The sequence below is a fragment of the Methylobacterium thuringiense genome (assembly GCF_022179645.1).
GTDB lineage: Bacteria > Pseudomonadota > Alphaproteobacteria > Rhizobiales > Beijerinckiaceae > Methylobacterium > Methylobacterium thuringiense.
Genome location: NZ_BPRA01000015.1, coordinates 205339 through 228361, shown reverse-complemented (window position 1 = coordinate 228361; position 23023 = coordinate 205339). Strand labels below are relative to the sequence as shown.

At 67.8% G+C, this 23023-nt stretch carries 23 protein-coding genes; 12 read left to right on the top strand and 11 right to left on the bottom strand.

The window, feature by feature from the left end; genetic code table 11:
- Positions 1-3 precede the first annotated feature (3 nt).
- A complete protein-coding gene (locus MFF07_RS17120; protein ID WP_238232435.1) occupies positions 4-1626 on the top strand; it encodes a cation:proton antiporter in 1623 nt (540 codons plus the stop codon).
- An 8-nt stretch (positions 1627-1634) separates the two neighbouring features.
- Here MFF07_RS17120 and gshB read toward each other — a convergent pair whose 3' ends face one another.
- Both gshB and MFF07_RS17110 read right to left on the bottom strand, forming a co-directional pair.
- Entirely contained in the window at positions 1635-2582 is a 948-nt protein-coding gene (gene gshB / locus MFF07_RS17115; protein WP_238232434.1) for a glutathione synthase, read from the bottom strand.
- 55 nt (positions 2583-2637) lie between these two features.
- Positions 2638-2934, bottom strand: coding sequence for a hypothetical protein (locus MFF07_RS17110; protein WP_238232433.1), 297 nt, complete (start codon positions 2932-2934; stop codon positions 2638-2640).
- 521 nt (positions 2935-3455) lie between these two features.
- Here MFF07_RS17110 and MFF07_RS17105 point away from each other — a divergent pair.
- The 4 genes from MFF07_RS17105 to MFF07_RS17090 are packed head-to-tail and all read left to right on the top strand — an operon-like array spanning position 3456 to position 5761.
- On the top strand, positions 3456-3680 hold the full coding sequence (locus MFF07_RS17105) for a hypothetical protein (protein ID WP_147813911.1): 225 nt from the start codon (positions 3456-3458) through the stop codon (positions 3678-3680).
- Positions 3681-3736: 56 nt separating this feature from the next.
- Positions 3737-4477: a hypothetical protein gene (locus MFF07_RS17100; RefSeq protein WP_238232493.1), complete on the top strand. Its 741-nt coding sequence runs from the start codon at positions 3737-3739 to the stop codon at positions 4475-4477.
- Positions 4478-4517: 40 nt separating this feature from the next.
- Positions 4518-5195: a ribonuclease HI gene (gene rnhA / locus MFF07_RS17095; protein ID WP_238232432.1), complete on the top strand. Its 678-nt coding sequence runs from the start codon at positions 4518-4520 to the stop codon at positions 5193-5195.
- A gap of 8 nt (positions 5196-5203) precedes the next feature.
- Complete coding sequence (locus MFF07_RS17090; RefSeq protein ID WP_238232431.1) at positions 5204-5761, top strand: DNA-3-methyladenine glycosylase; 558 nt, start codon at positions 5204-5206, stop codon at positions 5759-5761.
- 3 nt (positions 5762-5764) lie between these two features.
- Here the strand turns inward: MFF07_RS17090 and MFF07_RS17085 are convergent, their stop codons facing one another.
- The 3 genes from MFF07_RS17085 to MFF07_RS17075 all read right to left on the bottom strand — a co-directional run bounded on the left by MFF07_RS17085 (position 5765) and on the right by MFF07_RS17075 (position 9481).
- A complete protein-coding gene (locus MFF07_RS17085) occupies positions 5765-6376 on the bottom strand; it encodes a DUF1254 domain-containing protein (protein WP_147813917.1) in 612 nt (203 codons plus the stop codon).
- 109 nt (positions 6377-6485) lie between these two features.
- Complete coding sequence (locus MFF07_RS17080; protein WP_373322386.1) at positions 6486-7172, bottom strand: DUF1214 domain-containing protein; 687 nt, start codon at positions 7170-7172, stop codon at positions 6486-6488.
- 32 nt (positions 7173-7204) lie between these two features.
- Positions 7205-9481: a transglycosylase domain-containing protein gene (locus MFF07_RS17075; RefSeq protein WP_238232429.1), complete on the bottom strand. Its 2277-nt coding sequence runs from the start codon at positions 9479-9481 to the stop codon at positions 7205-7207.
- Between the two features lie 273 nt (positions 9482-9754).
- Here MFF07_RS17075 and MFF07_RS17070 point away from each other — a divergent pair, with 273 nt between their 5' ends.
- Entirely contained in the window at positions 9755-10219 is a 465-nt protein-coding gene (locus tag MFF07_RS17070; RefSeq protein ID WP_147813922.1) for a YcgN family cysteine cluster protein, read from the top strand.
- Here the strand turns inward: MFF07_RS17070 and MFF07_RS17065 are convergent.
- From MFF07_RS17065 to MFF07_RS17050, 4 genes are all read right to left on the bottom strand, one after another.
- Positions 10111-10824: a GNAT family N-acetyltransferase gene (locus MFF07_RS17065; RefSeq protein WP_238232428.1), complete on the bottom strand. Its 714-nt coding sequence runs from the start codon at positions 10822-10824 to the stop codon at positions 10111-10113. The two genes, MFF07_RS17070 and MFF07_RS17065, sit on opposite strands and share 109 nt — an antisense overlap.
- 202 nt (positions 10825-11026) lie before the next feature.
- Positions 11027-11899: a DUF937 domain-containing protein gene (locus MFF07_RS17060; protein ID WP_238232427.1), complete on the bottom strand. Its 873-nt coding sequence runs from the start codon at positions 11897-11899 to the stop codon at positions 11027-11029.
- A 138-nt stretch (positions 11900-12037) separates the two neighbouring features.
- Entirely contained in the window at positions 12038-13468 is a 1431-nt protein-coding gene (locus MFF07_RS17055) for an MATE family efflux transporter (protein WP_238232492.1), read from the bottom strand.
- A 46-nt stretch (positions 13469-13514) separates the two neighbouring features.
- Positions 13515-15407, bottom strand: a complete 1893-nt coding sequence (locus tag MFF07_RS17050; protein ID WP_238232426.1) for a monovalent cation:proton antiporter-2 (CPA2) family protein — start codon at positions 15405-15407, stop codon at positions 13515-13517.
- 207 nt (positions 15408-15614) lie between these two features.
- On the opposite strand from MFF07_RS17050, the gene ispH reads away from it, so the two are divergent.
- A complete protein-coding gene (gene ispH / locus MFF07_RS17045) occupies positions 15615-16637 on the top strand; it encodes a 4-hydroxy-3-methylbut-2-enyl diphosphate reductase (protein WP_147813930.1) in 1023 nt (340 codons plus the stop codon).
- Positions 16638-16717: 80 nt separating this feature from the next.
- Positions 16718-17683, top strand: coding sequence for a homoserine kinase (locus tag MFF07_RS17040; RefSeq protein WP_238232425.1), 966 nt, complete (start codon positions 16718-16720; stop codon positions 17681-17683).
- A gap of 145 nt (positions 17684-17828) precedes the next feature.
- On the opposite strand, the gene MFF07_RS17035 is transcribed toward MFF07_RS17040, so the two are convergent.
- Complete coding sequence (locus MFF07_RS17035) at positions 17829-18110, bottom strand: HdeA/HdeB family chaperone (RefSeq protein WP_238232424.1); 282 nt, start codon at positions 18108-18110, stop codon at positions 17829-17831.
- A 278-nt stretch (positions 18111-18388) separates the two neighbouring features.
- The gene (locus MFF07_RS17030; RefSeq protein WP_147813936.1) at positions 18389-18871 is read right to left on the bottom strand and encodes a peroxiredoxin; all 483 of its coding nucleotides are present in this window, start codon (positions 18869-18871) and stop codon (positions 18389-18391) included.
- Between the two features lie 138 nt (positions 18872-19009).
- Here MFF07_RS17030 and MFF07_RS17025 point away from each other — a divergent pair, with 138 nt between their 5' ends.
- From MFF07_RS17025 to MFF07_RS17010, 4 genes are all read left to right on the top strand, one after another.
- Complete coding sequence (locus MFF07_RS17025) at positions 19010-19642, top strand: YqgE/AlgH family protein (protein WP_238232423.1); 633 nt, start codon at positions 19010-19012, stop codon at positions 19640-19642.
- A 521-nt stretch (positions 19643-20163) separates the two neighbouring features.
- Entirely contained in the window at positions 20164-20913 is a 750-nt protein-coding gene (locus MFF07_RS17020; RefSeq protein ID WP_238232422.1) for an ABC transporter ATP-binding protein, read from the top strand.
- An 18-nt stretch (positions 20914-20931) separates the two neighbouring features.
- On the top strand, positions 20932-22158 hold the full coding sequence (locus MFF07_RS17015) for an ABC transporter substrate-binding protein (protein WP_238232421.1): 1227 nt from the start codon (positions 20932-20934) through the stop codon (positions 22156-22158).
- Positions 22155-23009 (top strand): ABC transporter permease, encoded by an 855-nt coding sequence (locus MFF07_RS17010; protein WP_373322375.1) that lies wholly within the window; start codon positions 22155-22157, stop codon positions 23007-23009. Before MFF07_RS17015 ends, MFF07_RS17010 begins: the two co-directional genes overlap by 4 nt.
- Positions 23010-23023: the final 14 nt, after the last annotated feature.

Below are 23023 nucleotides of genomic sequence, written 5' to 3'. Positions count from 1 at the left end.
CAGATGTTCGTGTTCGAATGGATCGTCGCGGTGCTGGTCGGCGCCGTGCTGCTTGCGGCCCTAGCGCGGCGCGTCGGCGCGCCCTATCCGGCCTTCCTCGCGCTCGGCGGCGTCGGGCTCGCCCTGGCCCCGGGCTTCCCGAACCTGCGGCTCGATCCCGACCTTGCCCTCGCGCTGTTTCTCGCGCCCGTCCTGGTCGACGCCGGCTACGCCACGTCTCTGCGGGACCTGCGGGTCAACTGGCGGCCGATCGCCGGGCTCGCCGTCGGCGCCGTTCTCGTCACGACGCTTGCGGTCGCCGTAGTGGTCAAGATGCTGGTACCGGACATGCCGCTCTCGGCGGCGATCGTGCTCGGTGCCATCGTCGCCCCGCCGGACGCCGTGGCGGCGCTCTCGGTCCTCGCGCACGTGCCGCTCCCGCACCGGCTCACGACGATCCTGCGTGGCGAGAGCCTGCTCAACGATGCCGGCTCGTTGTTGATTTACCGGCTCGGCGTCGCGGCGGCCGTCACCGGGCACTTCTCCCTGTCCGAGGTCGCGCCCGCCTTCCTCCTCGGCGTCGTCGGCAGCCTGATTGCCGGTCCGATCCTCGCCCGGATCTACCTGTGGGGGATGCGCTGGGTGTCGGACCCGGCCAGCAGCATCGTCCTGCAATTCGCGGCGGCCTTCGGGGTCTGGATTGCGGCCGAAGCGATTGAACTCTCGGGCGTGCTGACCGTCGTCAGCTTCGCCCTGGTCGTGGCCCGCTACGCCCCCGAGCGGACAGCACCGCGCCCGCGCATCCTGTCCTATGCCGTCTGGGACACGGTGATCTTCGTCCTCAACGTCCTGGCCTTCGTCCTGATCGGCAATCAGCTCGGCCCGATCCTCGAACGGCTGCGTGCCGCCGAGAACCTTCCCTTCGCGATGGTGGCGGGCTCGGTGCTGCTGACGGTCGTTCTCGTCCGTATCGCCTGGGTGCTGCCTGCGAGCGGCATCCGGCGGATCGGATTCGCCGAAGCGCGCCGCTCCAAGGATCGCTCCGTCCTCGACCTCGGCAACGCCTTCCGCAAGGGCATCGCGGCGGGCGGGCGCGAGGCGTCCGATCTCGGGCCCGGTGCGGGGTTCGCCGTGTCCTGGGCGGGCATGCGTGGCCTCGTTACCATCGCCGGTGCCCTGGCCCTGCCCGAGAGCGGACCGAATGGTGCCTTTCCCTATCGCGACCTCATTGTCCTCACGGCCTTCGCCGTGGTGATCGGCACCCTGGTGATCCAGGGGCTGACCCTGCGCCCGCTGCTCGCTTGGCTGAAGCTGGAGGACACCGACCCCGTCGGCCACGAGGTCGGCTGGGGCCGGGCCGAGGCTTACGGAGCTGCGATCGAAAGCCTGGAGGGCGACGAGTCCGAGATCGCCGAAGCCCTGCGCCGGGAGTTCCGCCTCGTCGTCGAAGAAGCCGAGGCGCACGAAGAGGGCTTGGCGCCCGAGGGCCTGCCTGCCGACGATGCCCGCCGCCGGGCGATCCAGGCTGCCCGCGAACGCATCCTGGCGCTGCGCCGGGCCGGCGAGATCGGCGACGACGCATTCTTCGTGCTGGAAGAAGAATTCGACTGGACCGAACTCAGCGCGACGCCGCGCGCCGAGACCTGAGCGGTCGCTCAGCCGGCGCCGACCCGCGCCTCGATCGCGTCCCAGACCGACACTGCCAGATCCGGCCCGCCGAGCCGCTTGATGGCACGCAGGCCAGTCGGCGAGGTCACGTTGATCTCGGTGAGGTGACCGTCGATCACGTCGATGCCGACGAGGATCAGGCCGCGTCGCTTCAGCTCCGGGCCGATGGTCGCGCAGATCTCGCGCTCGCGCTCGGTCAGGTCGGACGGGCCGGCGGCTCCGCCGCGAACCATGTTCGAGCGGATGTCGCCCTTGGCCGGCACGCGGTTGATCGCGCCCATCAGTTCCCCGTCGACGAGGATGATGCGCTTGTCGCCCTCGGTGACCTTCTCGAGGAACTTCTGGACCACCCACTGCTCGCGGAACGTCACGGCAAACAGGTCGAACATCGAGCCGAAATTCGGGTCGTCCTCCGTCACGCGGAACACTGCAGCGCCGCCATGACCGTGCAGCGGCTTCATCGCCACCGTGCCGTGCTCCCGGCGAAACGCCTCGATCTCGGCCTTGTCGCGCGAGATCAGTGTTGGCGGCATCAGCTCGGGGAAGTCGAGGACGAACAGCTTTTCGGGAGCGTTGCGGACTTCGGCCGGGTTGTTGACCACCAGGGTCTCGTCGGAGATCGCCTCCAGCATGTGCGTGGCCGTGATGTAGGCCATGTCGAAGGGCGGATCTTGGCGCATCAGCACCACGTCCGCCTCACGCAAGTCGATGCGCTCGATCGGGCCGAGGGTGGCATGCGCCCCCTCGACGTCGTGAACGGTCACCGGTTCGACACGGGCGGTCACGCGCCGGCCCTGCATCGAGAGGCGATCAGGCGTGTAGTAGAGGAGGCGGTGCCCCCGCGCCTGGGCTTCCAGCATCAGCGCGAAGGTGGTGTCGCCGGCGATACGGATCGCCTGGATCGGGTCCATCTGGACCACGACGGTGAGGGCCATGGGTAACCTCTGTTGTGCGAGGAGGTGGCCCCCTCCGGTCGTGACGATTGCGGGCTCAGCGCCCCTTGATCTTGCCGGGCTCGCGCTTGTCGAAGTCGCCGATCGCGGCCTTGCACTCGGCCGAGAGGCGCGGTCGGTTGCGGTTCATGCACTTGTCGGCCTCGCCGCTGTTCGGATCTACGCCGGCGCAGAGGCGGAAGAAGTCGTTGGCGCAGTTGAGCTGCAGGCCGGGATCGTCCCGCTGGGCAAGCGCCGGGCTGGTCGCGGCGAGGAGGATAGCGAACGGCGCAATCTTCAATACCGTCGACAGGCCCTTCGACGGGCCCCCGAATCGTGCCGAATCCGAATTCATCCTAAGGTGTCCTTACGCGCTTGCGCTCACGGTGTTTCGAGACGGCATATCGGGCGCAACGCGACGTAAGCAAGCGCGCCGGATGGCCGGGAGGGCCGGTTCCTCGGCATGGGTCGCTTGCGGGTAACACCACAGGCCGGGGGCAGCAGGGAGGTACCGCTCGAAAAAAGGCTCCGCTCGGGGGGCCGAGCGGAGCCAAAGTTCAGGGAGGAAAAGCCCGCCTTAGGACAGCTAATCGATCAGCAAATTTCGGGCCAATGCGGAACGATGCCCCGTTTCGGGATGGATCCCCCTGCATTTCGTCCGTTAGTCCGCCGGTCGAACTAGCCGTGAGCCCCTGGCGCACGCAGTGGATGGGATGATCGCCACCGCCGCATGGAAACGTTCCGTTAACGATGCCGTGATGATCTTCCCCTACGCTCAAGCCGGGCGGCGCCATCGTCCGGCCATCCTCGACCGTTCACTCGCCGTCCGCGGGTGCCCGGAACGCAAGCCGCACGGAATCGGACGGGATCATCCGCATGAACCCCCGCAACACCCTTTCGAAGAGCCGCAATAGCGCGGCCGAGCCCAAGCCGTCGGCGCTGGTCTTGGCTATGCCGACAGCCGCAGGCCGCCGCTTCCGGCGCGAAGCTTCGGCCGACGCCGCGCCACTCGGGCAGATCCTGCTCTTCACCGGCGTTCGCTACGAGCGCATGCCGGATGTGCAGGTCGAGCCGGCGGTCCCACAGCGCAAGCGCTCGTGACGCTCTCTGCCAAACGGGTTCTCTTACGGACCCTGCCGATCGCCGGCCTGTTCCTGATGGGCGGCTGCGCCCAGGAAGGCGATTTCGGACGGCCGGCGCCGAGTGCCTGGAATTCCCTCGTCGACTCCACCGGCGCCATCGCCGCGCGGGAGCGCGAAGAGCCGTCCTCCGTATTTCCCCTGACCGACGATGAGCGGATCCTGCGCGACCGGGCCTGGCGCTTCCTGATGCCGGCCCAGGGGCGCGCCGCCTTCACCGACATCCTCGCCAACCTCACGCGCTCGCGCCTGCTGCCGCCGTCGGCGCGCATCGACGACATCGAGGGCTACCACGCCGAGCTGATCGCCGGCCCGTTCCGCTCGCCCTATTCGCGCTACAGCCGGCTTTCCGAGGACGCTACCGCCGACGGCCGCCTGATCCCGTCTTTCGCGGCCACGGCCTCCCGTGTGATCGACGCCGACCGCCTGCGTCTGCGCGCCCTGCTGTTCTCGGCGAGCCTCGACGATTTCGATGTCCGCCACGCCGCGATGCGGGTGGCCGAGAACCGCTGCCTGATCGCCTGGGTTCGGCTCGAGACCGGCCTGCGCGTCGCCCGCTATCGCTTCGCCCTGGAGCATTTCGTGGTCGAGATGCCGGGCAGCGAAGCCCTCGCGGCGGAGCGTACGATCGCCTTCCTCGACGACCGCCGCCCGATCCTCGCCGCCCTGCTGCCGCCCGAGGCCGAGGCGCGTTGCGGCCTCGTGCGGAGCGCCGTGCCGCTCGCCGGACTGGTCCCGCCGGTGGTCGCGAAGTACTGAACGGCCTATCGTCGGCTTCCACCGATCCACGAGTCCAGAGATGCGAACCATCGTCTATGCCGACGGCGGCTGCGACCCCAATCCCGGCCCCGGCGGCTGGGGTGTCGTCATCCAGGCGGCCGACGGTCCGGTCGAGCTGCATGGCGGCGACCGTGTCACCACCAACAACCGGATGGAGCTGACCGCCGCGATCAGCGCGCTGGAATATTTTCCCGAGGGCGCGGCGATCGAGATGCGCTGCGACAGCCAGTACGTCGTCAAATCCGTCACCGAGTGGATGCCGGGCTGGAAGCGGCGCGGCTGGCGCACGGCCACCGGCCCCGTCAAGAACGTCGACTTGATGGAGCGGCTGGACGCGCTGGCGCGCACCCGCGACGTGAAATGGACCTGGGTGCGCGGCCATTCCGGCGAGGTCGGAAACGAGCGCGCCGACGTGCTGGCGACGCTCGGGCGTCGCGAGATGCTGGGCGAGCGGACGAAGCCCGCAAGCGCGCCGGCCAAGGCTCCTTCGCCGGCAGCGCCTGCGACGATCCCGATGATGGTCGAGATCGGGCTTGCCGGCGAGATCGCGCGGGCAGCCAAGCGCCTGGGGCTGTCCCAAGGCGCCTTGGTCGAGGATGCGCTCCGGCTCGCCCTGGAACTCGGCCCGGAGGGCGTCGCCCGGACTAGGAAGGCGCTTGCGCTCGACAGCGCAAGAGCCCCGGCCCAGGCGTCCTGACGGCGTTCGTGAAGGCGAGCTTCTTCGCCAGGCACGCGGCCGAGGTCGCCGCCGACCTGATCGGACACACGCTGCTGGTCGGCGGCGTCGGCGGCGTCATTGTCGAGACCGAGGCCTACGACCGGCAGGATCCGGCCTCGCACAGCTTTTCGGGTCCGACGAAGCGCAATGCGAGCATGTTCGGGCCGCCGGGCCATGCCTACGTCTATCGCTCCTACGGCTTGCACTGGTGCCTCAACCTCGTCTGCGAGTCGGGCAGCGCTGTATTGCTGCGCGCTCTCGAGCCGACCGACGTTTTGGACGCGATGCATGCGCGCCGCGGGCTGAGCGAGTCCCGCCTCCTCTGCGCCGGACCAGGCCGTCTGTCGCAGGCGCTCGCCATCACCGCCGCCCACGACGGCCTGCCGATCGATGCGGCACCGTTCGGATGGCGTCCTCCTTCCGCGCCGGTACGCGTTGAGGCCGGCGCGCGCGTCGGCATCAGCCGTGGCGTCGAGACGCCGTGGCGGTTCCTGCTCGTAGGCTCGCGCTTCGTCAGCAAGCCGCTGCCGCGAAGGACGGTCTGACGCTCAGCCGCCGGGTTTGGTGTTCGCGTCCGTCGGTTCTTCAGGGGCATCGATGGAGCACGACACGGCGTCGACCGCGTCGTTGGCCATGGCGCTCTGGCTCGGCAGGGCCGCGATGACGCGCACGACGGCGTAGCCCTCGCGCTCCGGAGCGACGATGCGGACGTCGCGGTTGACCTGGTTCTCGTCCTCCGACGCGAGGGCTTCGTCGTACTGGGCACGGGTCATGATGACGAGGTCGAGGGAGCCGCGTACGGCCGCCTGATCGGTGACGGCGTAGAAGGCGCCCTTTCGGCTATGCACGGCTATCGACAGGGTGAGTGCCCCGGTACGTGCCGAGACACGCATCGGGCCGTCGTCGAGATCGTAGGCGCAGACGCCGACCGCCACCGCCGGATCGGGGATCGGCAGCCAGGCCTCAGCCGGGGCGGGTACGCCGGCGACGGCGAGGCTGTGGATGCGCAGGGGATGGTCGAGGCTCTCGCTGCTGCGGGCGAGCGAGAACGCGTCGCCCTGCGCGAAATACGGAATCGCGCGGACCGTGACGATGTGGACGATCCCGGCGAGCACGAGCCCGCACAGCGTCGCGAGGATGAGGCGTCCGCGCGTGCTCATGCCAGCGGCCCTCGATTTCGATGCATCGAGGGCAGTCCGCGGCATCGGCGTGCACGCGCGCCTGCCGTCGGCCGAATGCCGGAAGAATCGAATTCGACGTCCGCGGGTATCATCGGCTGCATCCGAGGCGCGTGATCGCCGGCAGAGTGTTGCGGTCGAGGCTTCCCACGCTCGCGGCGACGGGGGTGTCGTAGAGCCGGAGCGCGAGCCGGACCGGTCCCCTGGGACGCGGCATCGGCAGCCAGTTGCCGCTCTGTACGTCCTGGCTAACCGCGATGACGAAGCGGTCATCGGTGCTGCGCAGGACTTCCGTGGACGTGAAGCCCTCGCGCAGCCGGGTTTTCGCCGGGTCGGCCGCGCCACGGCCGGCAATGGTGAGGGTCCAGGCACGGGCCGGCGGCACGACGCCGCCGATGGCGTAGCTGCAGCCCGCCTCCAGGGTGCGACCGCTGTCGTCGACGGCGGCGGTTAGCAGGAGGCCCTCTCCGATGGCGAGCGGGATCTCGCCGCGGCGGGAATTCACGGCGCGCGAATACGGGTCGGCATCTGCCGAGCCGGTTCTCGGCCAAGCCGTCCAGGCACCGATCGTGGTGCCGCCGAACGGGTAGCCGCCGCGCGTGGCGAAGTCGGCGCTGGCGAGGCCGAGCAGCGCGCCGAGGGCGAGGGCATAGAGCACGAACCCCGTCCGCGACGTTCGACGCAGGAAGCCGCCGAGCACGCCACCGATGCGGGCACCGCGTTCCCGAAACGACTTAGGATCGGACGCGGAAGTGCGCTCGCTCGTGGAGCCGGTCATGATCCGAGTGAATGCGTTCACGACACGCCGCCTCAACGCGTCCCGAAGCGGCCGCCCTCGGCCAGTTCGACGGGAGCGAGGCCGGGAGGCCGAACCTGATCAGGCCGGACCGACCCGGACTTGAGCGGATCCGGCTTGGCCTGCCCGGCCTTCGCCGCCGCGCCCGAATCGACCGAGCGGAACAGGCCGTTGAGGCTCGACATCACCTCGAAGGAGCGCTTCGACAGCTTTCCGGCCGCACTGGCCGTCAAGTTGACGGGAGCCAGGCCTGGAACCGCCTGCGCGACTGGCCCCGGCTTGGTCTTGTCGCTGAGGCCGGGCAGGGCCTTCACCTCAATGCCCTGGTGGGCCGGTTCCATGATCTCGTGCCAAGTCATCGCTGGCAGGGAGCCGCCTGTCATCTTGTTGGTCGTGCTATGGTCGTCATTGCCGAACCAGACCGCGCCGACGAGGGCGCCGGTGTAGCCGACGAACCAGGCGTCGCGGTAATTGTTGGTGGTGCCGGTCTTGCCCGCGACTTTCCAGCCCTCGATCTGGGCTTTGCGGGCCGTGCCCTCCTCGACCACCTTGTTCAGCATGAAGTTCATGTCGGCGGTGACCTTGGTCGACAGCACCTGTGGGGCCGGGTCGTCGGTCCGTCGATAGATCACCTCGCCGCTCGAATTGCGGATCTCGGTCGCGGCGAAGGCGCGGGCGTAGCGACCGCCATTGGCGAAGACGGCGAAGCCCGAGGCCTGGTCGAGCACGGTGATGTCGTCGGCGCCGATCGGCATCGAGACCGTGTCCGGCAGCGGCGAGAGCACGCCCATGGCCTTGGCCGTCTCGGTGATCTTGTCGCGCCCGGCCTTCGCGGCCTTCCACTCGTTGGTGATGCCCAGCCCCTTGCCCAGCGCGATCGAGATCTTGATCGGGATCGTGTTGATCGACTTGGCGACGGCGAGCCACATCGGCTGGCGGCCCGAATACGACCGCCCGTAGTTCTGCGGACACCAGTTGCCGACGCAGACCGGCGAGTCGGTCACGATCGTGTCCGGTTTGAACAACCCCGAGGACAGGGCGGCCGCATAGACGTAGGGCTTGAACGAGGACCCGGGCTGGCGCAGCGCGTCCACCGCCCGGTTGAACTGGCTCTCGCCGTAATCGGCACCGCCGACCATGGCGCGGACGCCGCCGTCGGGATCGGCGATCACCACGCCGGCCTCGTCGACGTTGTAGCTGTCGCCGAAGCGGCGCAGCACGTTCTCGACGGCCTGGTCGGCACTCTTCTGGATGCGGATGTCGAGCGCGGTTTTTACCGTCAGCACGCGGTCGTTGCGGAGCTTGCCGGCATCGGCGAGGCGCTTCACCTCGGTGAAGGCCCAGTCGAGATAGTAGTCGGCGGTGACGTCCTTGGCCCGCACCACCGGCGTCGCCGGATTGCGCAGTGCCGTCTGGATCTGGCCCTCGGTGACGAAGCCGGCCTCGACCATGTTGTGCAGCACGTCGACCGCCCGGCCGCGGGCGGCGGGCAGGTTGACGTTCGGTGAGTATTTCGTCGGCGCCTTGAACAGGCCGGCGAGCATGGCGGCCTCGGCCAGGGTCACGTCCTGCAGGCGTTTGCCGAAATAATAGTCGGCCGCCGCAACCGCGCCGAAGGTGCCGCCGCCCATATAAGCGCGGTCGAGATAGAGCTTCAGGATCTCGTTCTTGGAGAGGTGGTTCTCCAGCCAGAAGGCCAGGAAGGCCTCGTTGATCTTGCGTTCGATCGAACGTTCGTTGGACAGGAACAGGTTCTTGGCGAGCTGCTGCGTCAGGGTCGAGCCGCCCTGGGTGCCGCCCTTGCCGCTAGAATTCGAGACCAGCGCGCGTGCCGTGCCGATCGGGTCTATGCCCCAATGCTCGTAGAAGCGCCGGTCCTCGGTAGACAGCAGCGCCTTAATCATGAGTTCCGGGAAATCGTCGAGCTTGAGCGAATCGTCGTGCTTGATGCCGCGCCGCCCGACCTCGGTGCCGTAGCGGTCCAGGAAAGTGACGGCGAGATCCTGCTCCTTCAGCCAGCCCTGCTCGCTGGTGAGGTTGAAGGCGGACTGCGCGAGAAACAGCACCAGGAGGGCGCCTGCGGTGCCGATGGTTGCGGCCTCGCTCGTCAGGTCCAGCGCGAAGCGCTTCCAGCCGCGGAAGGAGAAGACGGCCATCCGCTCGCGGAAGCGCTCGTAGGCCTCTCCCGAGGAGCGGCCGCCCTCGAACATGCTCGCGTTGACCCAGGCATCGAAGCCGAGGGCCGCGCGGCTGATCCGGGTCTTGATCGAAGTGAGGCTGGGCAGGCGCACGGCTTGGTCCGGTCCCTCGGATGACCCGGTTGCGAGCCGGTTCCTCGCCTCAGGGCGCGGTCCACCGATCCGAACGTCGATCTTGTATCAAGGCTCGCGAGCCTGCGCGAGGTTTGCGATCACCTCGGTAACGCCGGGAATCGCAACCGCACGGCGTATTGCCATCGAAAGCTCCCGTTAACCTTGATGCATGAATGGGGCGCCCGGGTGGCGTCGACCGCCGCCCGATCCCCAGCCCTTGCCTGCCGCCCGCCCGTGCTGCACGAGCAGGCGATGTCGCAGAACACGTACAATCCCTTCTGGCGGACCAAGAGCCTCGACGAGATGACCTCGGCCGAGTGGGAGAGCCTGTGCGACGGCTGCGGCCGCTGCTGCCTCTTGAAGCTCGAGGACGACGACACCGGCGAGATCCACCACACCGATGTCGGCTGCACGCTGCTCGATGCCCATTCCTGCACCTGCCGCGACTACCGCAACCGGGCCAAGCGCGTGCCCGATTGCGTGCGCCTGACGCCGGAGGCGGTCCGCACCATCCCGTGGCTGCCGCCGACCTGCGCCTACCGGCTTGTGCGCGAGGGCCAGGACCTGCGTTCCTGGCATCCACTCGTGTCAGGCCGCAGGGCCAGCGTTCACGAGGCGGGCATCTCGGTGCGCGGACGCGTCGCAGGCAACGAGGAGGAGTTCACCGAGGACGAACTCGTCGATCGCATCGTGCCGTGGCCGGACGAGGCGGCCTGACTCCGTCCAATCGCCGCGGTTGTCAGGGCAAGGCTGAGATCGAACGCTTCGGCAACCCCCTGCGACCAGAGTGAGAACGGCGTCGGCCGGTCGAGGTGGATCGTGCCATCCATCTCCGAACCGGCCGGGTTCAGTTCGGCGCCGTGCCTCAAGGCGAGCCGGCGCATCGGGCCGTTGCCGTTGAGACATCGTACGTGCAGATCGCCGACACCCCGGCTTCGGGCCGCCTCGACGATCCGTCGAAACAGGGCCGAGCCGAGCCCCTCGCGTCGGAAGGGATGCTCGACGACGAAGGCCGCCTCCGCCAGCGGAGCGAGTAGACATCCCGGCGAAGGCCGGCCCGCGGGGCGCAGCTCGCCGAGACCGCGCAGGATGCCGTCGACGAAACCCCCGATGACCAACCCTTTCGTGACAAGGGCGCGCTCGGCGTAAGCCAGAGCGGCCGCATCGCTGACGGCAGCCAGGAAGCGGTTGGCCCGCGTCTCGGAATCGAGCCGCAGCACGAAGGCACGGACGGTGTCGACATCGCTCGGCCAGAGACGGCGGCAGAACATGCTGGTGTCGTTGCGCCGGTTGCGACGCAGTTCGCGAAGAGAATCGCTCATGGCGTGATGGTCTCCGGTTGAACGCGGGACACGCGTGGTTCCGGACGAGACCTCCCCAGTGGCTCTGTCAGGCCTTTCCCGACATGGTCATCGTTCTTCGCGTCATTCTCTGGGCAGCGAAGCAGATCCCGTAACGGGCACATCGACGCGCTGCCCGTGGCCCTGGCCGAGCGCGGACCCGGGACCATCCCGTCCTGCCGGTCTACGGCTCCTTGCGGCGAGCCGTGCGCTTGCTGGCCGCTGGATCCTTCGGGGCAGGATTGTCGGAGACGCCGGATTCCGGCTTCCGCGTCATCGGTTGCTCAGGCGGCTCCGTCGAAGTCTGCGGATCGTTCGGCGGGCTCCAGAAGGCTTCGAAGATGTCCTGCATGGCCTTGGCGTTCTGCTCCTGCACCTGAACGCCGGTCTGGAACATCTGCTGGAAGGCCTCGAACGGAGCCTCGTCGCCGCCCTCCTCCTTTGCCGAAGTGTCCTGCGGCTTCGAAAAATCCGGCGATGGGGCTTGGGGAGCCGGTCTCGGCTCCGGCTCGCGCGGGTTCCGGGCAGGCGCTGCGGTGTCGGGCGCGGCGATGAACTGGTTCATCCAGTCGTTCCAGAATGCGGCAACCGGGAAGCCGGCATCGGGCGCCGGCGGCGGCGCGGCCTGCCTCTGGGGTTGGGGGGCGGGGGGCGGCTGGTTCACCATGACGTGAACGATGCCGGCCACCACCATGCCCGCCATCACCGGCAGCATCTGGCGCAACGCCTGCTGGCCGATGCCGCTCGTCGTGGAAGCCTGCTGAAGCACGGCCTGGCTCAGCATCGACGAGCCGAAGATCTGCCCGAGCAGGTCGGGCTGCGGGGTGGGCTGCGGCTGTGGCGGGGCGCCGAAATACGGGTTGGCCCCGGCCATGCCGAGCATCCGGCCGAAGCCCATCGGGTCGCTCGCCGCACTGCGTTGCAGGCCGGCGGCGAGCGCCGGCAGAAGCGCATTCATCGCGCTCCGGCTCTGTTCCGGCGTCAGGCCAAATTGCTGTCCGATCGACTGCATGCCGGGGCCGGCTTGGCTCTGCAAGATATCGAACAGGTTGAACATGATACGATACTCTGGCTCGGACGCTCCGCTTCGGATCCGGAGGTTTCTCACCCGAATCTGTCGCATCCGCCAGCAATGTTCCAGCGTGAACGCTCGGCATTGGTGATTATGTGCGGGAATTCTACCTGAGATGGCCACTCACACGAACATATCGTTCGCTTCGGCGGTCTCGACCGGCGGCGTAGGGCCAGGAATCGACGCCGCTGGTTGAGGTCCCGCCGTTGCGGCGCGGCGTTCCAGCGTACCGATCGTGCGGATGGCCAGCGTGATGCCGACGAGCCCGAAGGCGAGGGACCCAATCCCGATTCCGGCGATGACGCCGCGCGGGCCATAGAGCGCCCCGCCGAGGAGGGCTGGGGGCATGGTCCCGAGTGTCGCCCGACCCCAATTCAGACCCGTCGACAGCAGCGGAAAGCCGAGATTGTTGAACGAGGCATTCCCGAGGAAGAGCAGCCCGTTGCAGAACCAGATCGGGCCGCTGAGGAAGCAGAAGAAGACGAGAAGATCCGCGGCGACGCCGTCGAGTTCGAACAGCCGGGTCAGCGGCCAGGCGCAGAGCGCCAGCGTCAGCCAGACCACCAGCACGTAGCCGGCGCCAACGACGGCGCCGTCGCGCAGCACGCCACGCATCCGGTCGAAGCGGCGGGCGCCCCAGTTCTGTCCGAGGATCGGACCGATCGCCCCCGACATGGCGAAAAGCCCGCAGAACGCCACCGGCGACAGTCGGTCGATCACGACGTTGGCGGCGACGGCCGTCGTACCGAAGCCCGAAAGGGTGTGGGCGACGAAGGCGCTCGCCACGGCCGGCGCGAGGTTCGTGAGGATCGCCGGGAGCGCGATGCGCCCGACCACCGGCCCGTCGTCGAGGACCTCGACCAGCTTCGGCGGCGACAGCAATCGGTATTTGCGCACCCCGATCCAGCCGATGACGACGAAGATCGCCCTGGCGAGACAGACGGTGATCGCGGCGCCGTCGACGCCGAGCCCGGCGGTAAAGATCAGGAGCGGGTCGACGAAGGCGGTGACGATGGCGCCTCCGAGGGTGACGTACATCGCCTCACGCGCCGCCCCCACCGCCCGCAAGAGGCCGGTGAACAGCATGCCGGGCGCCATCAGCAGGTTCGAGGGCAGGGCGATCCAGAGGAAGCGCTTCGCGATCGGCAGGGTATGCGCATCGGCTCCGATCGCCCGCAACAGCGGGTCGAGCAGCGGCAGCAGCGCCAGGACGAGAAGCCCCGACACGATGATCGTATGGATCAGGATCGAACTTCCGATCCGCCGTCCCTGCGCTTCGTCCCCGGATCCGATGGCACGAGAGACCAGGGCGCCGGCTGCGATCATCAGGCCGATATTGATCGAGATCGCGAAGAACTGGACGATCGACGCGAACCCGACCGCTGCCGTGAGCGTCGGGTCGCCGAGCTTCGATACGTAGACGAGCGAGAGCAGGTCGACGAGGAAGATCGCCATCAGGCCGACCGCCCCGGTCGAGCTCATGACGACGACGTGGCGCAGGATGGAGCCCGAGACGAATCGGGCCGACGCCGGGGGCGGGGTGGCCGCCTCCATACGTCCGTCGCTGTCGACCTGGGCGAGTGTGTGTGTGCTGCGCTTGCTAACCATCGGCAGCGGCGTCGTGCGGCTCCAGCTCCCGCATCGCGGCTTCACGGCGCTCCGATTCCAGCAGGCCTCGCGTCTCCGCACTGAGCGCCCGCGACGGCCGCTGCGGCTCGGTTAAAGGCTCGGGCCGCAACTCGGTCGTCGCCCCGCGCATCCAGGCCGCCCCGTCGGGCAGGGCGCCGGCCTGCTGCAGCACCAGACGGGAGAGGTCGCGCTTCCTGACGTCCTCGACGCGGGCCAGGGCGGCCTGCTCGGAGAGCCCCAGACCCTCGAGGGCGGCGCGGCCGAAGCGGAGGGCGGATTCGAGGGTTTCGCGAATCTGGAAGTCGACGTCGCGGTTCATCAGCTCGATGGCGTGGTTGCGGTCGTAGGCCCTCAGATAGGTCCGCACGCTTGCGAATTCCTCGTGCACGATGTCGACGATCTTGAGCGCGGCCTGGGCGTCGTCGATGCAGATGCAGAGCAGTTCGGCCCGCCCGATGCCGGCGGCGCGCAGCACGTCGAGCCGCGTCCCGTCGCCGTAATAGACCCGGAATCCGAAGCGGGCGGCGTTGCGGATCTGCTCGACGTCCTTGTCGATGACCGTCACGCTGACCCCCTCGGCCAGCAGGACCTGCGTCAGCAGATGCCCGAACCGCCCGAAGCCGATGACGAGGACGCGCGCCTCGGCGGATTCGATCGTATCCGCGGGCGTTTCAGTGACTACCGGTCTTCGCGCGAGCGCCGTGTCGAGACCCTTGGCGGCGATCGGGCCGACGATCATCGTCAGCGCCGCCAGCGCCACCGAGAAGCGTGTCGCAGCCGGATCGAGCAGGCGTAGCTCGCCCGCAGCCGGCAGGATCACGAAGGCGAACTCGCCGGCCGGCGCCAGCACCGCGCCGCCGCGCACCGCATCGAGCCACGACGAACCGAACAGCCGGAACAGGCCCGCCACCAGAACGACCTTGAACAGGATCGCGGCGGCCGTTGCGCCGAACAAGGCAGGCCAGTGCGCCTTGAGCAATCCGCCGTCGATCGACATGCCGACGCTCATGAAGAACAGGCCGAGCAACATGCCGCGGAACGGCTCGATGTCGGCTTCGAGCTGATGGCGGAAGTTCGATTCGGCGAGCATGACGCCGGCGAGGAAGGCGCCCATCGCCATCGACAGGCCGACCTCTTCCATGAGCAGCGCCGTACCGAGCACGACGAGCAGCGCCGCTGCCGTCATCACCTCGCGCCCGCCGGACGCGGCGAGCAGGCGGAAGAACGGGTTGAGGCCGTAGCGCCCCACCAGGATCACGGCGACGATGCTCAAGCCCGCGATGGCGGTGGAGCGCAGCGCGCCCTCGATCCAACCGCCCTCCGGCGTCGCTCCCGCCGAAGCGAGCAGCGGCAGCACGGCGAGGATCGCCACCACCGAGATGTCCTGGAACAGCAGCACCGCGAAGGAGCGGCTGCCATAGGCGCTGCCGAGATCGCCGCGTTCTTCCAGCAACTGCAGCGCCACCGCGGTCGCCGAAAGGGCGAGCGCGATGCCGATAACAGCCGCGGCCGCGACCGACAGCCCGAATATCAGCCCCGCACCGGCGAGAACCAGCGAACAAAGCGCCAACTGCGCTGCGCCAAGTCCAAAGATATCCCGCCGCATCGAGACGAGGCGGGAGATCTCGAGTTCCAGCCCGACGATGAAAAGCAGCAGCACCACGCCGATCTCGGCGACGCTTGCCGCCGTCTCGGGCTCGGCGATCAGCGAGAAGCCGAACGGGCCGATCACCACCCCGGCCACGAGATAGCCGAGCACGGCGCTCTGTCCGAGCAACCGGAAGATCGGCACGCCGACCACTGCGGCCGACAGAAATGTCAGGACCGGCGGCAGGAAGCTCGCGTGCGTCGTGGCGCTCGCCATGGGGCTCCCGGGGCTGCATCGTCCCGCGAGGGGAGGGGAAGCTGTCCCTTAGCCCGCGCAACCGCGGCATGCGAGCGTGATCCTGTGCCGTTCGACACGCGGGGGTCACGTCGGCGACGGATTGTGCTAGGGAGCCCGTGCTATCTCGGAATTCCCCCGCGACGCCGGTTGACAGCCCGCCCCCAGCCTCTCCACATCCGCGAGATCATGAGCGCCGATACCATCAACCTGACCGCGGATCCCGACCGGATCCCTCATCCCGCCATCAGCGGCGAGAAGCCGCCGCTGGAGATTTTGCTCTGCGCACCGCGCGGATTCTGTGCCGGCGTGGTTCGCGCGATCGATGTCGTGGAGCGCGCGCTCGCGATCTACGGGCCTCCGGTCTACGTCCGCCACGAGATCGTCCACAACAAGTACGTGGTCGAGACGCTGAAGCGGAAGGGCGCGATCTTCGTGCGCGAACTCGACGAGGTGCCGGATTCCGGTGCTCCGGTGATCTTCTCGGCGCATGGCGTGGCCAAGACGGTGCCGAACAACGCGGATTCCCGCGGCCTCACCACGATCGACGCGACTTGTCCGCTGGTGACCAAGGTTCACCGCGAGGCCGAGATCCATCACAAGCGCGGGCGCCACGTGCTCCTCGTCGGCCATTCCGGCCACCCGGAGGTCGTCGGCACCATGGGCCAGCTGCCCAAGGGGTCGATCACGCTGGTCGAGGATCTCGAGCAGATCGAGAATCTCGAAGTGGCGGACGCCAAGAATCTGGCCTGGGTGACCCAGACCACCCTCTCGGTCGACGACACCAAGCATATCGTCGCGGCACTCAAGACGAAGTTCCCGCTGATCACCGGGCCTCACAAGGACGATATCTGCTACGCCACCACCAACCGCCAGGAAGCGGTGAAGGAAGTGGCTCCGCAGGTCGACGCGCTGATCGTGGTCGGCTCCTCGAACTCTTCGAACTCGCAGCGCCTGCGCGAAGTGGCCGAGCGTGCCGGCTGTCCGATCACCCGCCTCGTGCTGCGGGCGGAAGAGATCGATTGGGAGGCTTTCGGCAACATCCGCCGGCTCGGCCTCACCGCGGGCGCCTCTGCGCCGGAGGTTCTGGTCGAGGAGATCATCGACGCCTTCGCCGCACGCTACGACGTCAGCGTCGATCAGGTGTCGGTGACGGTCGAGGACATGTCCTTCCCGCTGCCGCGCGAATTGCGCAGCGAAGCCGCCGAGTAATCCGGCACGGACACGACGACGGACAAGGGCGCCTCGACGGCGCCCTTTGTTTTGAGCGCGAAGCGAGAGGCAGGCACTCCTTGGCCGTCTACACCGAGGTTTCCGACGAGGCGCTCACCGCCTTCCTGGGCGAGTACGATCTCGGCTCGCTCCTGTCCTACAAGGGCATCGCCGAGGGCGTCGAGAACACGAACTTCTTCGTGCACACCACGGCCGGCTCCTACATCCTCACGCTGTACGAGAAGCGCGTGCGCGAGGAGGACCTGCCGTTCTTCCTCAACCTGATGGGACACCTGTTCCGCGCCGGGCTCTCATGCCCGCAGCCGGTGAGGAACCGCCACGACACCGCGCTTGGCGCGCTCTGCGGCCGGCCCGCCGCGATCATCAGCTTCCTCGACGGCGTCTCGGTGAAGCGTCCCACCGCCCACCATTGCCGCGAACTCGGCCGGGCGCTCGCCGGTTTTCACGAGGCCGGTCGCGATTTTCCGATGAGCCGGGCCAACAGCCTGTCCGTCGAGGCTTGGCGGCCGCTGTTCGAGCAGGCCGGCACCGAGACCGACACCGTCGCACCAGGGCTCGCAGAGCGGACCAGCGCCGATCTCGCACTGCTCGAAGCCAACTGGCCACGCGATCTGCCCAGCGGTGTTATCCACGCCGATCTCTTCACCGACAACGTCTTCTTCATCGGGGACGATCTCTCCGGGATCATCGACTTCTACTTCGCCTGCACCGACGCGCTCGCCTACGATCTCGCGATCTGCCTCAACGCGTGGTGCTTCGAAGCGGACGGCCGCTACCAGCGCGAGATGGGCGCTGCGATGATTGCCGGCTACGAGGAACGTCGCCGCCTAGAGCTGGCCGAGGTCGACGCGCTGCCGATCCTCGCACGGGGCGCGGCGATGCGCTTCATGCTGACGCGCCTCGTGGACTGGTTGAACGTGCCGCCCGGCGCGCTGGTGCAGCCGAAGAACCCGCTGGAATACGATCGCCGGCTCGCCTTCCATCGCACGGCGGGCCATGCGCGAGACTACGGTTGGTCGCGTTAGAGCCGTATCCGATCCGATTGCATCGGCTCGGCGTCTCTAAAGCTTTGTTTTGCCGCGCTTTCTTTCGACCAACCGGTATCCACTTGGTCGGAAAGCGCTCTAGCGCAACGCGTTCGCCGATCGGCGGGGCCGTCCGAGATCGCTGCTACTTCCCGAGCGCCTTGTCGGCTGCGGTGATCAGGCCGAGGGTCGGGTTCTTGGCGCAAAATTCGCCCAGCTTCTTGCTGTTGGCCACGAGCTTGTCCGTATCGATCACAGGCGGGTCGTCCTCGTCCTTGTAGTATCCGTCGAGCCAGGTGAGCGTGGTCTTGATGCCCTCTTCACCGCTTTCGAGGAACTGCTTGCAGGTGGAGGTCGACAGATCGACCTGATCCGCATGGACAGGTGATGCGAGCGCAAGCGTACACAGCAGAACGAGACGCTTCAAAACGACCTCCCTCGGACCTGCGACCGCGCTACCCGCGGAAGCTGTATTGCTTGAAATTTAGAATATCTAGGTTGGTCGCGCCGATCCTGACGTATCGAGAATCTAAAATATTGCCCGGCCGACTCGTAGATTGAAAATATCTACGCTGATAGCTGCCGAGGTGTCCAAGAAAATCGCGGGAATGCCGTGGACCGAATATGCGCGAACTCTCGCAAGCGGACGCAAAAAAGCCGGGGACATGCCCCGGCTTCTTGCGCGTCCCATTCCATGAGACGGCTTCAGATCACCTTGAGCAGAGCCTCGGCGCTGGAGACCTCGGCCTTCGAGGGCGAGTCCTCGACGTTGAGCACGCGCACCACGCCGTCGTCGACGAGCATGGCGTAGCGCTGCGAGCGCGGGCCGAGGCCGAATCCGCTGCCGTCGAGTTCCTGGCCGATCGCCTTGGCGAACTCGGCATTGCCGTCGGCGAGGAATTCCAGGCTCTCGGCGCCGGTGGCCTCCTGCCAGGCGTTGAGCACGAAGACGTCGTTCACCGCGGTAATGGCGATGGCATCGATGCCGCGGGCGAGGATCTCGTCCTTCTTGGCAACGAAGCCGGGCAGGTGGTTGCGGTGGCAGGCCGGGGTGAAGGCGCCGGGTACGCCGACGAGCACGACGCGGCGGCCCTTGAACACGTCGTCGGTGGTCTTCGCCTGCGGGCCGTCCGGGCCGTTCACGCGGAAGGTCGCCTGGGGCAGGTGGTCGCCAACCTGAATGGACATTCGTTCCGTCTCCTCGATCGTGCGGCAGCGTTAGCGTGACGAGATGACGGTGTCGAGGCGATGGGAACGGCACGCCCGTGGATGGATGCCGCGTCATTGCCTTATGGACAAAGCCCGCCCCGGGGCTAGCATGGGGCCATGCAGCGATTTCCGCAGTCATCCGACGAACCCGTACCTGTCGAAGACGACGGGTCGGGTTATCTCGATCGTCAGTTCCTCGTGGCGATGCCGGGCATGGGCGACGAGCGCTTCGCCCGCTCGCTGATCTACCTGTGCCACCACTCAGCCGACGGGGCGATGGGCATCATCGTCAACAAGGCCGCCACCGACCTCACCATGCCGGACCTGCTGATGCAGCTCGACATCGCGCCGGAGACCGACGCGATCCGCCTGCGCGAGCAGGTCGGGCACATGCCGGTGCTGATGGGCGGTCCCGTCGACGCCAAGCGCGGCTTCGTGTTGCACTCGTCCGATTTTCGCATCGACCAGTCGACGCTTCTGATCGACGACGGCGTCTGCCTGACCGCGACGGTGGAGATTCTGCGTGCGATCGCCGAGGGATGCGGTCCTTCGAGCGCCATCCTGGCACTCGGCTATGCCGGCTGGCAGGCAGGACAGCTCGAGAACGAGATCATGGCCAATGGCTGGCTCACCTGCGCGGCCGACCCGGAGCTGATCTTCAACCCCACCCTCGACGACAAGTACGATCGTGTGCTGCGGATGAACGGGATCGATCCAGCCATGCTTTCGCCCATCGCGGGTCGGGCTTAGCTCGCATCGAGGGCTGCGCATCGTATTCAGAACGGCGCGACGCCCCATGTGAGAGCCGACGTTCTGCCTTCCGAAAGCCTTGGAACGACGTGGGCCAAGCGTTTTGCTGCCATCCGTGGCTTGCGGACGGCAGGACGCGATGGCTCGGGCGGGCGGCAGATGTCGAATCGATCGGTCCATTCCAGGGTCGCGACTTCGACGTTCGCGGCCCCCGCCGATGGATCACCTTGGAGAAATTCTCGCAGCGGCATCGCGCCGGGTTGGTGATCGGCTCGCCCTCAAAACGTTGCGCGAGGTCCTGAAATCCGGTGGCACATCGGTGCCGTGCGATGAAATGCGATAATTTTCTATTCATGATCCCACAGTAGAAATTTTCTCCTAAATTGCAAAGTTCTTTGGATTGAGCGTCCATTGACGCCGTTTGTAGGAGCAAACACTCTCTCGATCACGCGGCGTCTTGCAGGCGTTCGACGGTCATGGGGCCGTCGACGTGCTGGGCCGCGCCCAACCTTACAGGATCGATGTCCTTCACCGAATCTCGCATCAGCCTCGACGGCGTTGCCTTTCGGCACGGCAGGAGCCCGGTACTCGCGGATGTCGCCTTTCGTGTCCGCTCCGGCGAACGCGTCGGTATCCTCGGCCGGTCCGGCGTGGGGAAGTCGACCTTGCTGCAGATCGTCGCCGGCTTGGTCTCGCCCTCGGCCGGACAGGTGCGGATCGATGGCAAGACCGTCCGCGGACCGGTCCCGGGCTGTACGGTGATGTTTCAGCGCCCGGCCCTGCTTCCCTGGGCGAGTGTGCTCGACAACGTCCTGCTCCCGGCCCGACTGTCCGGCAGACTTCGCCGAGACCGCTCCGGGGTGACGGTCGAGGCCCATCGGATCCTCCGGGAGATCGGGCTTGCCGACCGCTCCGACGCCAGGCCGTCCGAGCTGTCGGGCGGTCAGCAGCAGCGTGTTGCGCTGGCCCGTGCGATGGCGAGCGACCCGAAAATCCTGCTTCTCGACGAGCCGTTCTCGGCGCTCGACCCCGAGATGCGCGGCGCGTTGCGCGCCGACGTCTTGCGGCTGACGCGCGAGCGTGGGCTGACCCTCGTCATCGTGACGCACGATCTCGCCGACGTCGCCGCGCTCGCGGAGCGCGCCATCGTGCTTGGCGGCCGGCCGGCGGGGATCGTCGCCGACTTTCCCCTCGGAGCCGACGCCGAAGCGGAGTTGCGCCGCCGCGTCGGCTCCTACGAACCCCGCGATACCAACCGCCAAGCGGCCTGATCCTCGACTGGACACCCGATGACTGCCCCCGACGATCTCTCCGCCCTGTGGACGCACGAGTGGACTCGCGCCGACTGGACCCGGCGCAACACCCTCGACGCGCTGGCCAAGGGCGGCCTCGCCGCTTTGCTCGGCGGCGGGGCGCTGGGCCTGTCGGCCGGGGCGGTCCATGCCGCCGACGACGATACCGTGCGCATCGGCTACCTGCCGATCACCGATGCTACTGCGCTTCTCGTCGCCCACGCCAAGGGCTATTTCGAGGAGGCCGGCCTGAAGGTCGCCGACCCGACGCCGGTGCGCTCCTGGTCGGCGCTGGTCGAGGGGTTCGCAGCCGGCAAGTTCAATCTCGCGCACCTGCTCAAGCCGATCCCGGTCTGGATGCGCTACAACAACAAGTTCCCGGTCAAGATCCTGGCCTGGGCGCACACCAACGGCTCCGGCATCGTCGTCGGGGGCAAGAGCGGCATCACCGACTTCAAGGGGCTGGCCGGCAAACGGATCGCGGTGCCGTACTGGTACTCGATGCACAACGTCGTGCTGCAATACGCGCTGCGTGAATCCGGCGTGACGCCGGTGATCCGGGGCGAAGCAGGCGCGAACGAATGCGCCTTGCAGGTTCTGCCGCCACCGGAGATGCTGGCGGCGCTCGCGGCGGGGAAGATCGACGGCTACATCGTCGCCGAGCCGTTCAATGCGCTCGGCGAGATCAAGGCCGGCGCACGCATGTTGCGCTTCACCGGCGACATCTGGAAGAACCATCCCTGCTGCGTCGTCGTCGCGCATGAGCGGCAGGTCGCGGCGCAGCCCGAATGGACGGGCAAGGCGGTCGACGCCATCGTGCGCGCCCAGGCCTACATCGTGAAGAACCGCGAGGAGGTCGCCCGGCTGATCTCCAAGGATGGGCGCGGCTACCTGCCGATGCCGGCCGACGTGGTGATCAAGGCGATGACCGATTACGGCGCGTCCTACGAGGAAAGCGGCGCGATCCGCCACCGCGACTGGGAGGGACAGCGCATCGACTTCCAGCCCTGGCCCTATCCATCCGCGACCAAACTGATCGTCGAGGCGATGGGCAAGACGGTCGTCGAAGGCGACGCCTCCTTCCTCAAGGGTCTCGATCCCGATTTCGTGGCGCGGGATCTCGTCGACGACCGCTTCGTGATCGCCTCGCTCAAGCGCTATCCCGAATGGCCGGGGGCGGCGGATGCGGCCTCGCTGACGCGCCAGGAGGTTCTCAGCCTGTGAGCGGCGGTGTGATTCCGGTCGGCATCGCCGACCCCGCGGTGGAGGCCGCGCCGCCCGAGCGGCAGGCCGATCGGGCGGGCGCTCTCGGTCCCTGGCTCGACCGGATCGCTCCGCTGATCGGGCTCGGCGGGCTGCTGGCGCTCTGGTTCGTCGCCGGCCTCGTGCTGGAGAGCATCCCGGCCTATTCCGCCTTCGTCGGCTTCGCGCCGGGGCCGGCACTGGCCTCCTTCGCCGACCTGCTGAGCACGGGCGAGGCCTGGCGCGCGGCGGCGCCAAGCCTCGCCCGCATCCTGCAGGGGCTCGGCCTCGCCTTCGTGCTCGGTGCGCCGCTCGGCCTGCTCATGGGCTCGTCGCTGCGTCTGGAGCGCATCCTTCAGCCGCCGTTCCAGCTGCTGCGCATGATCTCGCCGCTCGCCTGGATGCCGGTGGCGATCCTGGTGTTTCCGAGCTGGGACGGCGCCATCGTCTTCCTGATCGCGGCCGCCGCGATCTGGCCGATCCTGTTTTCGACCGCGGCCGGCGTGAAGCGCGTCGATCCGGTCTGGTTGACGCTCGCGCGCAACCTCGGTGCCGGCGGGCTCGTCACCCTGCGCACCATCGTGGTGCCGGCCGTGACGCAGGACATCCTGACGGGGCTTCGCCTCGCGCTCGGTGTCGCCTGGATCGTGCTGGTGCCGGCCGAGTATCTCGGGGTCACGAGCGGGCTCGGCTACGCCATCAACGACGCCCGCGACACGCTTTCCTACGATCGCCTCGCGGCCCTCGTCCTGCTGATCGGCCTGATCGGCTACGCCCTCGACAGCTTGCTCGGCCGCTTGGCGGCCCGCGCCCGCTGGGTTCCCGCCACCTGAAGAACGGAAAAGAC

Excerpts from the sequence above, each read along its gene's own strand:
- MFF07_RS17070 (WP_147813922.1), top strand. The coding sequence starts at position 9,755 with ATGTCGCAGAACACGTACAATCCCTTCTGGCGGACCAAGAGCCTCGAC.
- MFF07_RS17015 (WP_238232421.1), top strand. The coding sequence starts at position 20,932 with ATGACTGCCCCCGACGATCTCTCCGCCCTGTGGACGCACGAGTGGACT.
- MFF07_RS17065 (WP_238232428.1), bottom strand. The coding sequence starts at position 10,824 with ATGAGCGATTCTCTTCGCGAACTGCGTCGCAACCGGCGCAACGACACC.
- MFF07_RS17025 (WP_238232423.1), top strand. The coding sequence starts at position 19,010 with ATGCAGCGATTTCCGCAGTCATCCGACGAACCCGTACCTGTCGAAGAC.
- ispH (WP_147813930.1), top strand. The coding sequence starts at position 15,615 with ATGAGCGCCGATACCATCAACCTGACCGCGGATCCCGACCGGATCCCT.
- MFF07_RS17080 (WP_373322386.1), bottom strand. The coding sequence starts at position 7,172 with ATGACCGGCTCCACGAGCGAGCGCACTTCCGCGTCCGATCCTAAGTCG.
- MFF07_RS17020 (WP_238232422.1), top strand. The coding sequence starts at position 20,164 with ATGTCCTTCACCGAATCTCGCATCAGCCTCGACGGCGTTGCCTTTCGG.
- MFF07_RS17050 (WP_238232426.1), bottom strand. The coding sequence starts at position 15,407 with ATGGCGAGCGCCACGACGCACGCGAGCTTCCTGCCGCCGGTCCTGACA.
- MFF07_RS17105 (WP_147813911.1), top strand. The coding sequence starts at position 3,456 with ATGAACCCCCGCAACACCCTTTCGAAGAGCCGCAATAGCGCGGCCGAG.
- MFF07_RS17120 (WP_238232435.1), top strand. The coding sequence starts at position 4 with ATGTTCGTGTTCGAATGGATCGTCGCGGTGCTGGTCGGCGCCGTGCTG.
- MFF07_RS17055 (WP_238232492.1), bottom strand. The coding sequence starts at position 13,468 with ATGGAGGCGGCCACCCCGCCCCCGGCGTCGGCCCGATTCGTCTCGGGC.
- gshB (WP_238232434.1), bottom strand. The coding sequence starts at position 2,582 with ATGGCCCTCACCGTCGTGGTCCAGATGGACCCGATCCAGGCGATCCGT.
- MFF07_RS17110 (WP_238232433.1), bottom strand. The coding sequence starts at position 2,934 with ATGAATTCGGATTCGGCACGATTCGGGGGCCCGTCGAAGGGCCTGTCG.
- rnhA (WP_238232432.1), top strand. The coding sequence starts at position 4,518 with ATGCGAACCATCGTCTATGCCGACGGCGGCTGCGACCCCAATCCCGGC.
- MFF07_RS17085 (WP_147813917.1), bottom strand. The coding sequence starts at position 6,376 with ATGAGCACGCGCGGACGCCTCATCCTCGCGACGCTGTGCGGGCTCGTG.
- MFF07_RS17030 (WP_147813936.1), bottom strand. The coding sequence starts at position 18,871 with ATGTCCATTCAGGTTGGCGACCACCTGCCCCAGGCGACCTTCCGCGTG.
- MFF07_RS17060 (WP_238232427.1), bottom strand. The coding sequence starts at position 11,899 with ATGTTCAACCTGTTCGATATCTTGCAGAGCCAAGCCGGCCCCGGCATG.
- MFF07_RS17100 (WP_238232493.1), top strand. The coding sequence starts at position 3,737 with ATGGGCGGCTGCGCCCAGGAAGGCGATTTCGGACGGCCGGCGCCGAGT.